Origin of the sequence: Streptomyces tremellae, assembly GCF_039540215.1 — a bacterium.
Taxonomy (GTDB): Bacteria; Actinomycetota; Actinomycetes; order Streptomycetales; family Streptomycetaceae; genus Streptomyces; species Streptomyces tremellae.
Window position 1 is genome coordinate 47,518 of the sequence record NZ_BAABEP010000039.1, and the last position, 16,379, is coordinate 63,896.

The following is a 16,379-nucleotide window of genomic DNA, read 5'->3' on the forward strand; positions in this document are numbered from 1 at the left end:
GCGGGCGGCCCCGCACCCCCTCCCGGGTGCGGGGCCGCCCCGCGCCGCCATGGCCGTCAGCCCATGTGCGGGTAGCGGTAGTCGGTCGGCGGGACCAGCGCCTCCTTGATGGCGCGGGTCTGCGTCCAGCGCATCAGGTTCTGCGGGGCGCCCGCCTTGTCGTTGGTGCCGGAGGCCCGCGCGCCGCCGAACGGCTGCTGGCCGACGACCGCGCCCGTCGACTTGTCGTTGATGTAGAAGTTGCCCGCGGCGTAGCGCAGCTTCTCCATCGCGGCGGCGGTGGCGGCCCGGTCGCGGGAGATGAACGAGCCGGTGAGCGCGTAGTCCGCGACGGACTCCATCTGGTCGAGCACGGCGTCGTAGTCGGCGTCGGCGTAGACGTAGACGGCGAGGATCGGCCCGAAGTACTCGGTGGTGAAGACCTCGTTCTCCGGGTCGGCGCACTCGATCACGGTGGGCCGCACGAAGTAGCCGACCGAGTCGTCGTACGTGCCGCCCGCGACGATCGTGCAGGCCGGGTCGGCTGCGGCGCGGTCGATGGCGGCCTTGTTCTTGGCGAAGGCGCGCTCGTCGATCACGGCCCCGATGAAGTTCGACAGGTCGGTGACGTCGCCCATGGCGATGGCGTCGACCTCGGCGGCGAACTCCTCCTTGAAGCCGTCGTTCCAGATCGAGGCCGGGATGTACGCGCGGGAGGTGGCCGAGCACTTCTGGCCCTGGTACTCGAAGGCGCCGCGGGTCAGCGCGGTCTTCAGCACGGCGCGGTCGGCGCTCGGGTGGGCGACGACGAAGTCCTTGCCGCCGGTCTCGCCGACGATCCGCGGGTAGGTGCGGTACTTCTCGATGTTCTCGCCGACCGTGCGCCACAGGTGCTGGAAGGTCCTGGTCGAGCCGGTGAAGTGGATGCCCGCCAGGTCGCGGTGGGTCAGGGCAACGTCGGAGACGGCGACGCCGTCGCCCGTCACCAGGTTGATGACGCCGGCGGGCAGGCCCGCCTCCTCAAGCAGCTCCATCAGCAGGACCGCGGCGAGCGTCTGCGTGGGCGACGGCTTCCACACGACGACGTTGCCCATCAGGGCGGGCGCGGTGGGGAGGTTGCCGGCGATCGCGGAGAAGTTGAACGGCGTGATCGCGTAGACGAAGCCCTCCAGTGGGCGGTGGTCGAGGCGGTTCCAGACGCCGGGCGAGTTGGCGGGCGGCTGCTCGGCGAGCAGGTCGCGGGCGTAGCTGACGTTGAAGCGCCAGAAGTCGATCAGCTCGCAGGGCGCGTCGATCTCGGCCTGCTGGGCGGTCTTGCCCTGGCCGAGCATGGTCGCGGCTGCGATGGTCTCGCGCCACGGCCCGGACAGCAGCTCGGCGGCGCGCAGGATGATCGCGGCCCGGTCGTCGAAGGACATGGCGCGCCAGGCGGGCGCGGCGGCGAGCGCCGCGTCCACGGCGTCCTGGGCGTCCTCGCGGGTGGCGGCGGCGAAGGTGCCGAGCACGGCCTTGTGGTGGTGCGGCTGGACGACGTCGAAGCGCTCGCCGCCGCCCATCCGCTTGGCGCCGCCGATGGTCATGGGCAGGTCGCGGGGGTGCCCGGCCAGCTCCTTGAGCTTCTGTTCGAGCCGCGCGCGCTCGGGGGAGCCGGGCGCGTAGCCGTGCACCGGCTCGTTCACCGGGGCGGGGACCTTGGTCACGGCGTCCATGTCAGCCGTCACTCCAATCGGGTCGGGGGGTGTCGTCCGTGGGCGGAGGTGCGGCGGTCAGCCGCGGCCGGCCAGCGAGCGGAGGAAGAAGGCGAGGTTGGCGGGACGCTCGGCGAGGCGCCGCATGAAGTAGCCGTACCAGTCGGTGCCGTACGCCACGTACACGCGCATGCGGTGGCCCTCGGCGGCCAGCCGGTGCTGCTCGGCGGAGCGGATGCCGTAGAGCATCTGGAACTCGTAGTCGGTGAGCTTGCGGCCCGCGCGCTGTGCCAGGTCCTGCGCGATGGCGATGATCCGCGGGTCGTGCGAGCCGACCATCGGGTAGCCGTCGCCCTCCATGAGGATGCGCAGGCAGCGCACGTACGCCTTGTCGACCTCGGCCTTGTCCTGGTGGGCGACGGACGCGGGCTCCTTGTACGCGCCCTTCACCAGGCGCACCCGGCTGCCCGCGGCGGCGAGCGCCCGGCAGTCGTCCTCGGTGCGGAAGAGGTACGACTGGACGACGGCGCCCGTGCGGGGGAAGCGCTCGCGCAGCGCGGTGTGGATGGCGAGCGTCGAGTCGATGGTGGTGTGGTCCTCGGCGTCCAGGGTGACCGTGGTGCCGATGGCGGCGGCCGCCTCGACGATGGCGGTGACGTTGGCGAGCGCGATGTCGTGGCCGCCGGCGAGCGCCTGGCCCATGCAGGAGAGCTTCACGGACATCTCGGCGCGCTCGCCCAGCTGGAGCGGGCCGAGCACCTCGATCAGCCGCAGGTAGGCGTCGCGCGAACGGGTCGCCTCCGCCGGGTCGGTGACGTCCTCGCCGAGCACGTCGAGGGTGACGTCGAGGCCCTGGCCCGCCATGTCCTCGATGGCGGGCGCGGTCGCCTCGATCGTCTCGCCCGCGATGAAGCGCTTGACGACGGGCCTGGTCAGGGGCGCGGCCGAGAGGGTGCGGCGCAGGGCGTCGCTCCGCGACGCGGCGAGGATCACGGGACCCAGCACGGGGCACCTCCATGAGAGATCGAGCGGGCCGCGGGACTCCCCGGCCACTTCGCACGCTATGGAGCGGTCCGATCCTCTGCCATCGACAGCTGTCACGCATCCGTGGCCCCGATCTCAGACACGTGTCTGAACCGGTGCGAGAATGGCCGGTATGAGGGGCGTACGGACGTGAAGGGCGACTACCAGGAGCTCGTGGACGAGATCTCCGCGCTGGCCGGCGTGCCCGCCACCCTGGAGAACCGCGACTTCGGGCTGATCGCCTTCGGCGCCCACGACAGCGACGACGACCTGGCGATGGACCCGGTCAGGACCCGCTCGATCCTCACCAGGAAGTCGTCCCCCACGGTGCGCGCCTGGTTCGAGGCGTTCGGCATCACCCGGGCCACGGGCCCCGTCCGCATCCCCGCCTCGCCGGACGCGGGCGTCTTCCGCGGCCGGATCTGCCTGCCGGTGCGCCACCGCGGGATGGTGCTCGGCTACGTGTGGCTGCTGGACGACTCGGCCGCGGGCCCTGCTCCCGCCCGGCTGGACGCGGCCATGGAGGTGACGGCGAGGATCGGCGACCTGCTCGCGGAGGACGTCAAGGCCGACGCGGACCTGGCGCGCGAGTTGCGCGCGGTGCTCACCGCGGCGCACGGCTGGGAGCGCGACATGGCGCTGGGCGCGCTGCGCACGGCCGTGGGACCGAGCGCGGAGGGCCTGCACGTGGTGGCGGGCGTCGTGCCGTGGGGCGGCGAGGAGCCGCCGGTGCGGGCGGTGCCGGGCACGGCGGCCCTGTGCACGCTGGCCGCGCCGGGGCGGGACGGCCGCCCCGCCGGGGTGCCTGCGCCCGAGGCCGAGCCGGTGCGCGCGACGCCGGCGCTCGCCCTGCTCGTACGGCTCAGGTCGGCGGACGGGCTGCCCGCGGTGCGCACTGCGCTCGACCGGCTGCGCGCCTCGGCGCGCGCGGCGGGCGGTGCCGGAGCGACGGCGGGCGTGGCGGCGCCGCGGCGCGGCCTCGCCGAGCTGCCCGAGGCGTGGCACGAGGCGGTCGGCGCGGCGCGCGCCGCCGTGGCACGGCCGGGGCTCGGGCCGGTCGCGGAGTGGACGGGCATCGGTCCCTACCGGCTGCTGACCCGGCTGCCGCCTGAGCCAGACCCGGCCGTCGCGCCGCTGCTCGGCCCGGCCCACACGGACCTGGCCCGCACGGCGGAGTCGTTCCTGGACCACGCGGGCCAGGCGGGCCGCACGGCCGCGGCCCTCGGCATCCACCGGCAGACCCTGTACTACCGGCTCTCCCGGATCGAGCACCTCACCGGGCTCGACCTCGCGGACGGCGAGGACCGGCTGCTGCTGCACATGGCGCTGAAGTCGGCGCGGCTGCGGCCAGGTCTAGGATCCGCAGTTTCGTGAGCACTGTCGGCGGATCATGAGCACTGCCCGAGCAAATTCGGGTGATCATGAGCATCGGTGACGTTCAGTAGTTGTCAGTTGTTGGATTCTTGCGGTCTTCCGAGCTTGGGCTGCGAAGGTGCTCCGTACCGTCCAGGTGTGGCGATACGGAGCACGAGCAAGGTTCGCAGGGAACGTGGGGCGCCCGCGGCATCGATCCGGTACGAAGACGGATCGATTCGTGAAGTGCCCTTATCAGAGCTCCGGCTGACTGACTTCGCAGGATCTGTGCCGTGGCGGCAGGTCAGGTCGGTATACGGACAGGCTCACTACTCGGGAAGCTACTCGTCGGCGACAACGGGTGGCCATGTGGTCTATGAGAGCCGCTTGGAGTTGGCCCGTCTGCTGCTGGCGGACTTCGATCCGGCGGTTCGCGGGATCTTTGCCCAGCCGTGCCGGTTGGTGGTCCGGATCGGAGACCGGGTGCGGCATCATGTGCCCGACTTCCTGCTCGTCAAGGGCTCGGGAACGGTGCGGGTGGTCAATGTCAAACCTGCTGTCCGTCTGCAGGATCCGAAGATCGCGGAAGCCCTGGAATGGCCGGGCAAGCTGGTCGAGCGGCACGGCTGGGAGTACGAGATCTGGTCCGGGGCAGACCGGGTTCTGCTGGAAAACGTACGGTTCCTTGCTGCCTACCGCCGACCCGGCATCGTGCCTGAATCTGAGGTCGAGGAGGCCTGGCAGCAGGTCACAGATGGCGATCTGATGGCCGTCGCCGAACGGCGGCTGGCCGGTGACCGTCCAGTTCACGAGGCCCGGCCACCCCTGATGGCACTGTTGTGGTCCGGTCGGCTGACCACAGATCTGTCCCGCCCGCTCTCGGGTGAATCAGTGCTGCGGAGGTGCGCGTGAGCGCATGGACGACGGCGTTGCGGCCAGGACTGCCGATCAGGTTCGATGGTGAGCAGTTCACGGTCGCCGAAATCGAGGGCCGTCGGGTTCTTCTCGAGCAGGCTGCGGTTGCTGGGGTGCCGCGGTGGCGGCAGGTCGACATCTCTGTGTTGCTGTCGCATCCCACCACCGAGGTCTTGGTGTCGGCACCGGATGAGGAGCCAGCGGTCGCGGCGGTGCTAAGCGGCCTCGCGGAGACCGAGGACGACGCGCTGACGAGGCGGGTCCGACATGTTCAGGAGGTCCTCACTGGTTACCAGCTGGGCCACGTGGATCTCGCGTTGGAAGGCGAGCCTCGTGCTGACTACGCGCCCGGAGTCCCCATGCTGCATCGCTATGCGGCCAAGGCTGCCGAACTCGCCGTCGGGGCCAGCACGCTGCGCCGATGGGTAGCAGCCCTGAAGAGGTCCGGTCCGGCCGGTCTGGTCAAAGAGCGTCCAGTGCGCAATGTGGTGGACCGGGTGGATACCCGCTGGGTGGAGATGGCCCGGTCGGTGCTGGAGGGGCGGGTCAAGTCGAGTCGGCCGGTCCGGAATCTGATCCTGATAGAGATCGAGGAACGTCTGGCCAAGGAATACAGGCCCGGCACGGTCCCGCTGCCAGCTCGCACGACGGGATACGAGGTTCTGCGAGAGCTGTCCAAGGGCACGAACGCCTTCGAGGGCAGCACCAAGGGCAAGCGGTCGATTGCGAGCGCCCCGCAGGGAACTTATGGCAGGCTGCGGGCCACCCGGCCCGGCGAGTACGTGGTGCTGGACACCAACAGCCTGGACGTCTTCGCGATGGAGCCGGTGACGTGCCGGTGGGTGCGGTGCGAGCTCACCGTCGCGATGGACCTCTACAGCCGGTGCATCACCGGGCTACGGCTGACGCCGGTATCGACGAAGTCGGTGGACGTGGCAGGGGTGCTGTTCGAGACGGTCCGTCCGCGGGAAGCGCCCGCGGACGGAGGCGAGCCGCTTCCGTACTGCGGGGTGCCGTCCACGGTGGTGGTGGACGCGGAAAAACTCGTCGACCGGGATGGGCAGCCTCTCCTGCCCACGGTCGCGGCGGAGACGATCATCTTCGACCACGGAAAGATCTACCTGTCGAACCATATCCAGAGCGTCTGCGCGAAGCTGGACATCTCGCTACAGCCGGCCCGCCCGAAGACACCGACCGACAAGCCGGTGGAACGCTGGTTCAAGACCCTCAATCAGGGACTGCTGGCGGCGCTGCCGGGATACAAGGGCTCAGACGTGCACAGTCGCGGCGAGAAGGTCGAACAGGAAGCGTTCTTCTTCCTCGACGAGCTCGAGGCGATCATCCGCGAGTGGATCACGAGGATCTATCACCGTCGCCACCACCGAGGGCTCTGTGTCCCGGAGGTCCCGGGCCTGAAACTGAGCCCGCTCGAGATGTTCGGGCACGGCGTCACCCGGGCCGGCCCGCTACGCATCCCGGCCCGGCCCCATCTGGCCTTGGAGTTTCTGGAGGAGGAGCGCACGACCATCCAGCACTACGGAGTGGAGCTCGAGGGCCTGCGTTATAACGGGGACGGACTCAACGGCTACCGCAACCAGATCAGTCCGTATCGCGGGGTGAATGCGGGCAAGTGGCCGATCGCCGTGGACCGCGGCGACATCACCAAGGCCTACTTCCAGGACCCTGCGACCCGACGGTGGCACACGCTCGACTGGGAACACGCGTCCGCACTCAATGGCCCGGTCAGCCGTGAGGCCCTGGTCTACGCACGCCGGCTCGCAGCCACGACGCACCGGTTCCCGGACACCAAGCGGGCGCTCGTCGAGCTGCTGGAGCGATGGGGTGCGGGGATGACCGCAGACCGGGTCGAGCGGCGCATGGCGGTTCGGCTCTCACAGGAGAGACTGCGGCTGGTGGGCGACGACGCGCCACAGGACGAAGAGGACGAGGTTGCGTCGCTGCCGTCGGTCCGGCGCCTGGCTGCCTTGAGTACGCCGAGGGACGGTGGTGTTGAAAGCCCCGGCGGAACGGACCTCCACGTCGTGGGGGCCGCGGGAGACGATCTCGGCGGGGACGACGATGAGGACGAGGAGTGCGAGGCTGACTTCCCTGGAGATGAGGCTGTCATCCCGGTCGGCGAGGACGATTACTACTCCGATGTCTGGGAAAGCCGTTGAACGCGGGGGACGGCATTGAGCCGTTCGAGGGCGATGACCTCCAGTACTCGCCCACCCGCCTTGCGGGCTGGTTACAGGAGGTCAACCGCCCTGAGCGCGTCCAGCCGGGGCATCTCACCCGGGCAGATCTGGCCCAGCTGTCGCCGCGAGAGTTGTTGATCCACAACGACGCCCGTGAGGTCTGGCACGCCAACATCGGCCCCATCCATACACCTCAGCTCATCGCCTTGCACGAGGACTTGGCGGAGATCGTCGAGTCGAACCGGCATGACGGGGACAAGACCAAGCCGGCCGCACTGGTGGACGCCTACCCGGGACTCGGGAAGAGTACGGCGGTGCGGGCCTACGGCCGCCACCTCTACCGCAAGCTGGTCACCCTGCGCGGGGAAACCACTCCCGCAGGGGACCGCAGGGTCCCGGTCATCTACATCGCGCTGAGCGGCAATACGCAGATCCGCGGGCTGAACGCCTCGATCTGCCGCTTCTACGGTCTGCCGGTCACTGGGGACGCCGACACCCTGGCCGAGCGGGCCGTAGACGCGGTGCTGAGCATGAAGACGACCGCGATCATCGTCGACGATGTGCACTTCCTTGCCGGTTCGAAGAGCAATGCGGCGCGGATGGCCAACCAGCTGAAGTACCTCTCGAACGTCTTCCCCGTCACGCTGATCTACGTGGGCGTCGGGGTCCAGCAGCGTGGCATCCTCCGGGAGGGCTTCACGCGCGAGGAGACTCTCCTCGCCCAGTTCGGGCGCCGCACCACCCCGCTGACCCTGCGTCCTTTCGAGGTCGAGAGTGAGGAAGGCCGTTTGGAGTGGCGGACACTGCTGAAGACGATCGAACGACAGCTGGTCCTGGCCGAGAAGTTCCCCGGGATGCTGGCGGAGGAGCTCTCGGACTACCTCTACGCGCGCTCGACCGGCCATTTCGCCTCACTGATGTCACTGATCAACCGGGGCTGCCTTCGGGCGATCCGTCGCGGCCATGAGCGCCTACACGAGGGTCTGATGGACCAGGTCAAGAACGACGCCGCGGCGGAGGGCGCCCGCCAGGAACTCGAAGCCGCGATCAAGGCCGGGCTCTTAACGACCCGACCGGCCTCGCATCCACCGCTTCAGAAGAGGTCCGCGTGACGCTCTGGACTCCCGATCGCATTCCCATCGCGGTGGCGCCGCTGCCCGGCGAGGCACTCGAGAGCTGGATCGGCGCCTATGCCCGGCGCCTTCGGGTCACCAACAACACCTTCCTCACAGCCGTTGGGCTGGCCGGCTCTCGCACGTCACACCTGGCGTTACGACTCACGCCGGCCGAGATCGCCGCGCTTGAGCGAGCCACCGGTGTCGGCCGGCATGTGCTCACCGGCATGACGCTCGAACCCTACGACGGGCTGGCGGTGGCGATCCTGCCCGACCGGCGCAAACTGTCCAGGCCTCCGGCCTGGAGATTCAGCGGGAGCCGCGCGCGCTACTGCCCTGCGTGCCTGGGCGAGAACGCCGGTCGAGGCCCGGTCTTCTGGCGGCTTCCGTGGGCCTTCGCCTGCACCACGCACCGAACCCTGCTATTGGACTTCTGCCCCGACTGCCAGCGGGCTCCGAACCCGTGGAAGGCGAGGCGGCTCGGTCCCCGGGAAACGGGTGCCTGCACGCGCGACGGCAGCAACGTCGGCTTCAGGGCTGCCTGCGGGGCCGACCTCACGCAGGCACCGGTCACCCCGCTGCCCGCCGCCGGACTGATTCTGGCCGCTCAGCGGCACATCACCACCCTGCTGGCCGCCGAGGCATCCTCACGGCCGGCAGCCTTGGCCGAGTTCAAGCGGCTCTATGCCCTGGCCTGGCGCATTCTTCGGGGTCTGCACACGGTCGCTGACCGGGCGCCGGAAGCCGTACACACTGTGCTGGCCGAGTGCGGCGGGGTTCTGCCACAGCTGACCACCGAGGACGTCGGGCACGACGCCCACAATGCCGCCATCGGCACCGCGCTGGCCCGCATCGCTCTCCACCCCGGCCACGCGGACCACGAGGCACTCTTCGAATGGGTTCTCGAGGCCGATCGTTCGCTGCTGAAGAGGCAGAAGAACAACATGGGCGCGATGGCCGACCGGTGGACCTGGAGCGGCCCCGAACTCGTGGAGCGCGTGCTGACCAAGCTCGATCCCGACGCCACACTGCACGCCCGGCTCCGCTACGGCAGCGCCAGCCCGCAACCATGCTGGCCCGAACTCACGGCTGCTTCCATCACCCATCGGGCGGCAATGACGCCCGCGATGCTCTGGCCAGGGTGGACCATGCGCCTGCTCCCGCGACCGAAGGACGAGTACGACCCCCGCGCCGGCACGTTCCGACGTGGCTGCAGCAGCTTTCTCCTTCTTCCTGGTGGGCCACCGCAACTGAACTTCGAACGTGTCGGCCCGCTCCTGGGCAACCACGAAATCAACAGCGACCGCGACAGCGTCGAACGACGCCTCTACCTCAATCACGATCTGACTCCGCTGGCCTCCGCGCTGGCCCAGCTCGCCCGCGCTCTGGACGAGCACGGTTCCCCGATCGACTACGCCAGACGACGAGCCACCTTCACCAACAGCTCCGTCACCCTCGACCTCAACGCATACGCACGGCTATGCGCTCAGCAGGGCTGGAGCACCGGCCGACAGCACCGCGTCTCCCTCCTACGCTGGTACCTGCTGACGCTCCTGACCGGCGAAGCCCATCCCCCACCCCCTGACGCCTCATTCCGATTCGCATGGCACTGCACGGAGTTCCGGTTCCGAGCACCCCTCGCTCTCCGCGCATTCCTGCGTCAACAGGCTGAGACCAACCTCGAGCAACACAAGATCAGCGAACCCGTCACCTGGGAACCTCCCGAAGCCTGGGTGACCGACGTGTCATGGCCCGGCATCTCCCCTGCGAGCATCGTGAAGAGCGAATTTCGCAATCTCCTCGGCGCGGTCGGCTCCGTTCACGAAGCCGCCGACGCTCTTCGCCTGACCTCGGAGCACATCCGGCTCTACTGCGACCTTACAGAGATCAGCACGACCACACCCAGCCACGTAATCGGCAGGCACCACACCAAGCGCATGGTGACGAAGGTCAAGATCCGCGAAGGAGTTCTGGCCCCGGCCGAACTGCGTTACCTATACGAGAACAAGCTCATGGAGATCACGCACATCGCCAACCTGGCATCCTGCAGTCCCGAGACGGTGCGCCGGCTTTTGCAGCGAGACGGGGTCCCGCTCCGCCCCCGACCCGGCCGTCTCCCCCAGCGCCCCGACATCACCCGCGAGTGGCTGCATCACGAGTACATCGAACGGCAACGCGACATGGCCAATCTCGCTCGTGAACGTGGCGTCACCCACTATCACCTCACCAAGTTGGCCAGGGGGTGGGGCATTCCGATCCGCCGCCCCGGTGCCCAATACAACGCTATCGGCCACCTCGTCCTCCCTTGGACGCCCTCCCCGGCCATCCGAGCCGTGACCTTGTGCAGGGCGGCGCTGGACCGCCTGCGAGTCATCGTTCAAATCCCGGGCTACACCAGCTTCGCTGCCGCGGCACGAGACATCTACGACGGCCGTGACAGTGCTCTGCGACAGCGGCTCGCCTACATCGAAAGAACGGCAGGCTTCCGGGTCATCGACCGCAGCTCCATGCCTCTCGCCCCCACCCCACGCGGATCCGACTTTCTACGCGAGGCGACAGAAATCCTCAAGTTTGCCGATCAAGCACCGACGCTCGCTACGTAGCCCCGGTGATGGGAAACAAGGCGGCGAGACGAGGGAGGCGAAGAGTCGCCTCCCCCTCCCGCTTCACACCAGCATGATGGGCTACGAGCTGCTGCGGTCACTCTCCGACGGAAGGAACGCGCTCCGACATAACCCGCACGTGTGGCCCGTCCTGAGCCAGTCGTCCTTGGTGCGGACGGAACTGTCTGATCGTTCCAGAATTATGCGATCACTCGGTTACGTTACGCATGCGGACTGTGATACGCCTAGGGATCTTCGGCTCACCGACCCCTCGGGGCTCGCGGTGCGCGTACGGCTTGGGGGTGGCTGTGGTCGACGTGGCAGTGGACGCAGCGGATGACGCTGACGACTTCGTGCATCCGATCTTTCAGCGGGCGCCCGGGGAGGACGCAGGAACCGACACCTCACGGCTGTATCGGTACCAAGCCGAAGTGGCGGCTCAGGCGTGCTTGGCCATGCTTACACGGGACGAGATCGAGTACGTCGTCTGCGAGTGGCACGAGGACTTCGCCATCGCCTTCAAGGACGGCGCCGTCGAGCTGGTATCGGTGAAGCACCGCCAGTACCACCGGACCCTGTGGAATATCGGCGATCTGTGCAAGGACGGGGGCCTGGCACACCTGTTCAATAGCTGGCGCGCGTGCGGTTGCGCAGACAACGTTCGCTTGCGCCTCACCACGAACGGCGCCTTGAACACCGGCAAGGGAAATGCCGCTGTACTCGCGAGAATGTGCGGTCCAGACCCAGAGGTCACTGCGGACGTCGACGCGATGGCAACGACCATCGCGCGGTACTTCCTGAAGATTCGTTGGAAGCAACCGTACCCGCACATCCCCGAAGTGCCGGAGACCAAGGCGATGGCTGACATCGCCATACCCGACGGCTTCGTCGCCACCATCAAACGGTTCCTGGCCGTGCTGCACATCGACTACAAGAGCGTGCCTTCGTCCAAGTTCATCACCGACCACAACCTGCAGCAGCTCCTTCGGCCGGCCATCCTGGCTCTGGAGCTGGATCACGTGGACGACGAAGCCACCTATCGCCAGATCGTCGAGCGCATCGAGCAGGCCAACCGCGGCGAGGGTGAGCGTGGCCAGTTGGCCGAGTACATCGTGACGCCGAGCAGGGTCCTCCAGAACGTGCAGATGCAGCAGCGCATCGCTCGCCGGACGCTGTACGCCCGCACCGTGCGCGAGCAGTTCGTCTACCGCGAACTCACAGTTCCGACCTTCGCTCCTGGTCGACTCCCCATGGTCGCTCCCGGAGGAGTGAATCTCCGCAAGAAGCTGGTGCAGGGGCAGGTTCCCGATGATGAAATCGTGCACGCGGAGAGTTTGCGCTCGGCCTGGTACGTCGCCTGGAAACAGCACCAGTCGGGATTGCCAGGAGACAGTTCCGACCTCGCCAATATGCGCTTGGAAGTCTTGGACACCGCCTTCGACTGCCGTGCGGACGCCCAGAGCGAGACGGCGGAGGGCAAGCCGTACGGGGCGCGCATGAACCGGCTCTTGAGGCAGCGACTGACGCCTGAAGCGATGTCGGTGACCCTGCCGTTCAAGATCAACGGCAAGCACCTTCGTGGCCTGGCGTATCAGCTGTGCGACGACTGCGACTACTACTTCTCCGAAGTCTTCACGATCTCCGGCGAGGAGGCATCGTGAGCAACGCCTCTGAGCGTTTGGCTTCCGAGACGCGCATCAAGGTGCAAGCTCGTAGCGAGGAGCGCCGTGAGGCTCATTACCACGAGGCGAGAGTCCTGCTGCTGATCGGACGCTTCACCACGGCACGCACGGGCCTTGCGGGACTCACCAAACTGGCCAAACTTGACTTCCTACTTCGCTATCCGGCGATGCTGGAGCGACTTCTTGACGAGAACGGCTCCGGCTGGCCCCGCGGCACCGAGCCCACAGCCGCCGAGCGACGGGCCGTCGAGAGTCGCATGACCCGCTACAAGTACGGGCCTTGGGACCAGCGCTACTACAGCATCCTCGGCTCCTTGGCGGCCCGTGACCTCATCACGTACACGGGTGGCGACCAGACTGAGTTCCGCGTTACAGCCAGAGGTGCTGAGGCTGCGGCGGCTCTGTCCGAGACACCTGACTGGGTGCTCGTCTCGCAACGCACGGCGCTCTTGAAGAAGCACTTCGACAAGTCGGGGTCAGCCCTGAAGAACCTCATCTATGAGCGCCTGCCCGACGCGGTGGACAGGCCCTGGCGGACGGAAATCTGATGGCGGTCAACCTGAAGTTCCTCGCCCTAACTCTCACCACCGCAGACGCGGAGCAGACGTACCGGTTTGACCAGCCGGCCACCGTGATCAGCGGACCGAGCGGCAGCGGCAAGTCCAGCCTTCTCATGCTGCTCAAGCATGCTGTCGGCGGTGACGCCATCCTCACGCCGGCCGTGCGCGATCATGTCCACTCGGTGTGTGCGGAGGTCCTCGTCGGCGACGAACACCTGGCGCTCCGGAGGCTGATCGGCGAAGCTGGCAGCAACCAGGTGGACGTGCTCGACCCCGTCACACTGGAACTCCGCGAAAGTTTCATCATCCGCGCCGAGGCCGGTCAGACAACCCTGTCCGACCGGCTGCTGAGCGCCTTGAGGTTCCCTCGTGCGTCAATTCCCGTGCGTCGGGAAGGCAAAGCTGCCAAGGCCAACGTGACCTTCCAGGCCCTGTTCGCCTACGTCTACCTCGAAGCGATCTACATCGACACCCAGATCGTTCGCCACCAGCAGACCTACTTCGACGGGATGCGCCGAGCCCTGTTCGAGATCATCTTCGGACTGACTGACAGCGTGCTCTTGGATCTGAAGCAGCGCTCGGCACAGCTCCTGACGGACATGAAAACGAAGACCTCTGAGCACGACAACGTCAGCAACTTCCTCCGAGAGTCGGATTCACGAAGTGATGACGCGCTCCGTGCGGAACTCGTTCAGCTACGCGAGATGCTGTCCCTCGCCGAACGTACCCTCAGTGATCTGCGCTCAGAGCTGGAGGAGAGCAGCGCGGCAGATGCCGTTCTCCGGCAGGAGCTCCGTCGGGCCGTCGCTGGCGCGAGGGACGCCAACCAAGAGGTCGAAGCTGCAAGCGAGTTGCTCGAAGCCCGTGAATCAGTCGTCGCTCAGGTCGAACTCGATCTCCTGCGCTTGGAGCGCTCCGCGTCCGCGATCGAGAAGCTGTCTCCATTCGACTTCATCGTCTGCCCTCGCTGCATGCAGCGGCTGGAAGGACGGCCGGTCCGAGAGGACCACTGCATTGTCTGTCTGCAACACGATCCCCCGGACGAGTCCGTTGACCCTGCAGCCATCCAGCAGACCCGGGAGGCCCTTGAGAGGCAGCTCCAGGACGCACAGGCTGTTCGCGAAGCTGATGCACAGGTTCTTGCAGCTGCGCGCGACCGCGTCCAGCAAGCCGACTTCCTCACCACCACCCTGCGACGGGAGTTGGACTTGCAGACCCGGGACATCGTCGCCCCCCGATTCGATGCAATCGCCAGTTCCAGCGCCCGCGTAGCCTCGCTCGGAGCGAGCATTGACGCCGTCACCCAGCTGCGTGATGCCTGGGCTCGCGCGCGGTCCATCAACCAAGAGGTCAAGGACCTCAAGGCGACCCGCACGCGCGTCCAGGCCGACGTCAAGAGTCGCACCCTGGCCCTCGCAGCCCGCGGCCAACTCGTAGACGACCTGAGCCAAGAGTTCTTCACCCTGCTCGCCGAGCTGCACCTGCCTTGGGTACAGACGGCGGTCATCGACCCGAAGACCTATCTGCCGGTGATCGACGGCAATCCTTTCGAGAGCCTGCAGGCTTCCGGCGGCGGCATCACGACATGCGTGAGCATCGCCTACAGCCTCGCCCTACTGGAATTCGGGCTCACCCACCCTGATGTCCTCGTCCCCTCTCTGCTGATCATCGACTCCCCGCGCAAGGCACTGGGCAACAACCCAGACGACCAGGAACGCGGAAACCGCATCTACGACCGCTTCAAGACACTCGCAGACGCCTACGGCGACCGGGTACAGCTGATCATCGCTGACAACGACACCGCCCCCATCCCTAGCGACACCTTTAGCACCATCCCCCTCGACTACAACCGCCCCATGGTCCCTGGCGTAGCACACCCTGGGCCTGAGCATGTCCACCGTGCCGAAGACGGCTATGGGGCATAGTCGGCCGTTCCTAGTGGTCGGGCTGGTAGCAGTAATCCTGGACACGACCCACTTGGATGTGTCGGCGTCGTTTGTTAAACGCTAATGCGGACAGGTTCTCGCTGCATGTCACTGAGGCGCCGCAGCAACCGGGATAGCGCCCCGCTTCAGGTTGAGGATCTCAGCGGGAAGGCCCAGGTCGTTCATAATCTTCTCAATGGTCTTCTTCATCGGGTGGCCCTCGATATAAGGGCTGATCGCGTTCGCAGCCTGCAGAAGTGCGACCGGGACCCACAATCGCTCGACTATCACCTCCACGCCCTGCGGCTCCGTCGCGAAGTACAACATGTCGTCCTTCTCGACCACGAACGGGTTCGCCGTGTACGCAGTCGTGTGGGACAGGGCAGAGTGGTGCCGGTACACCGGATATATCTCCGGAGTCCCGTACGCCTTGGCGAGGTTGTCGAAGTTCGACAGCTCGCCGAGTAGCCGCTTGTGCAGCTTCTCGTCGGCCTCATCCGCGAACTCGAGTGGCGCTGTCTCAACCGTTACAGGGTCGGGCAAGTTCCATGTCGCATTGACGTTGTTGGCTAGCTTGGTGCGGTGCTCGTCGGAGTACGCGCGGATAGCCCTCAGCGCCGGCCACCCGTTGTCGACGAGCCAGTTCATCGCGTACGCATGACCGATCAGGTTCCTCATCAGGGGCGCGGCTTCCACGCTGAAGCCGTCGTCGTAGAGCCGGACGACCGCCTTCGCTGTGCGGTTGGTGAATTGCCACCAGCCCATCAGCATCGGCATCATCGACATGTCACGGACAGCGACGGTCACCCCGGTACCGACAACCTTGTCCGCTTCGGCGAGCAACAGCGGGACGACTGCACGGCAGCGCCTAAGGCACTGCTCATTCGGTCCGAACTTGTAGGTCATGATCCTGAATGTAGCTTGCGAGCCAGTCCCGTGGCCTGCACACTTGCGACTTCTGATGCTCTGCCAGCTGCCCACCGCTCGGCGGCCGCGAGGTCCGGCGCACTTCCCTGTGGAACACGGGCGAAGCCGTCCCACGACTCGAGGTTTCTCGGCCCCTCGGCCGCAGGTGGCTGAGCCCTGCCGCACATGGGGCCATGGCACCGGTAGACGTCCATGGGCGCGCGCCGCCGCTTGTAGAGAGCGAGCCGATCGTCGGGGTCGATGCATGTAGGACCACCTGGGACGGCTGGTCCGGCGGTCCGGGACGGCTGTGCCTGTCCACGATCTCCCGGGGCGGGTCGGTCTTCCCGTACTCACTGTCACGACACCGCGGTCATGTTAGCCTCGCGCTTTCACGAGGTGGGCTGTCCAAGAGTTGATCAGAAACACGGA

At 67.2% G+C, this 16,379-nt stretch carries 11 protein-coding genes; 8 read left to right on the top strand and 3 right to left on the bottom strand.

The window, feature by feature from the left end; all coding sequences use genetic code 11:
* Positions 1-56: 56 nt before the first annotated feature.
* Positions 57-1,688 (bottom strand): L-glutamate gamma-semialdehyde dehydrogenase, encoded by a 1,632-nt coding sequence (gene pruA / locus ABEA77_RS23440; RefSeq protein ID WP_345650999.1) that lies wholly within the window; start codon positions 1,686-1,688, stop codon positions 57-59.
* A gap of 57 nt (positions 1,689-1,745) precedes the next feature.
* On the bottom strand, positions 1,746-2,672 hold the full coding sequence (locus tag ABEA77_RS23445; protein WP_345651002.1) for a proline dehydrogenase family protein: 927 nt from the start codon (positions 2,670-2,672) through the stop codon (positions 1,746-1,748).
* Positions 2,673-2,840: 168 nt separating this feature from the next.
* Between ABEA77_RS23445 and ABEA77_RS23450 the strand changes: the two genes are divergently transcribed.
* The 8 genes from ABEA77_RS23450 (at position 2,841) to ABEA77_RS23485 (ending at position 15,041) form a co-directional block, all read left to right on the top strand.
* Positions 2,841-4,064: a PucR family transcriptional regulator gene (locus ABEA77_RS23450; RefSeq protein ID WP_345651004.1), complete on the top strand. Its 1,224-nt coding sequence runs from the start codon at positions 2,841-2,843 to the stop codon at positions 4,062-4,064.
* A 225-nt stretch (positions 4,065-4,289) separates the two neighbouring features.
* Complete coding sequence (locus ABEA77_RS23455; protein WP_345651033.1) at positions 4,290-4,955, top strand: TnsA-like heteromeric transposase endonuclease subunit; 666 nt, start codon at positions 4,290-4,292, stop codon at positions 4,953-4,955.
* On the top strand, positions 4,952-7,135 hold the full coding sequence (locus ABEA77_RS23460) for an integrase (RefSeq protein WP_345651007.1): 2,184 nt from the start codon (positions 4,952-4,954) through the stop codon (positions 7,133-7,135). Before ABEA77_RS23455 ends, ABEA77_RS23460 begins: the two co-directional genes overlap by 4 nt.
* A complete protein-coding gene (locus ABEA77_RS23465) occupies positions 7,132-8,268 on the top strand; it encodes an ATP-binding protein (protein WP_345651009.1) in 1,137 nt (378 codons plus the stop codon). Before ABEA77_RS23460 ends, ABEA77_RS23465 begins: the two co-directional genes overlap by 4 nt.
* Positions 8,265-10,874, top strand: coding sequence for a TniQ family protein (locus ABEA77_RS23470; protein ID WP_345651012.1), 2,610 nt, complete (start codon positions 8,265-8,267; stop codon positions 10,872-10,874). Before ABEA77_RS23465 ends, ABEA77_RS23470 begins: the two co-directional genes overlap by 4 nt.
* 302 nt (positions 10,875-11,176) lie before the next feature.
* Positions 11,177-12,535, top strand: coding sequence for a dsDNA nuclease domain-containing protein (locus ABEA77_RS23475; RefSeq protein ID WP_345651014.1), 1,359 nt, complete (start codon positions 11,177-11,179; stop codon positions 12,533-12,535).
* Positions 12,532-13,104, top strand: a complete 573-nt coding sequence (locus ABEA77_RS23480; protein WP_345651017.1) for a hypothetical protein — start codon at positions 12,532-12,534, stop codon at positions 13,102-13,104. Before ABEA77_RS23475 ends, ABEA77_RS23480 begins: the two co-directional genes overlap by 4 nt.
* Complete coding sequence (locus ABEA77_RS23485) at positions 13,104-15,041, top strand: AAA family ATPase (protein ID WP_345651019.1); 1,938 nt, start codon at positions 13,104-13,106, stop codon at positions 15,039-15,041. Before ABEA77_RS23480 ends, ABEA77_RS23485 begins: the two co-directional genes overlap by 1 nt.
* A 108-nt stretch (positions 15,042-15,149) precedes the next feature.
* On the opposite strand, the gene ABEA77_RS23490 is transcribed toward ABEA77_RS23485, so the two are convergent.
* A complete protein-coding gene (locus tag ABEA77_RS23490; RefSeq protein WP_345651022.1) occupies positions 15,150-15,947 on the bottom strand; it encodes a DUF5677 domain-containing protein in 798 nt (265 codons plus the stop codon).
* Positions 15,948-16,379: the final 432 nt, after the last annotated feature.

Excerpts from the sequence above, each read along its gene's own strand:
- pruA (WP_345650999.1), bottom strand. The coding sequence starts at position 1,688 with ATGGACGCCGTGACCAAGGTCCCCGCCCCGGTGAACGAGCCGGTGCAC.
- ABEA77_RS23485 (WP_345651019.1), top strand. The coding sequence starts at position 13,104 with ATGGCGGTCAACCTGAAGTTCCTCGCCCTAACTCTCACCACCGCAGAC.
- ABEA77_RS23490 (WP_345651022.1), bottom strand. The coding sequence starts at position 15,947 with ATGACCTACAAGTTCGGACCGAATGAGCAGTGCCTTAGGCGCTGCCGT.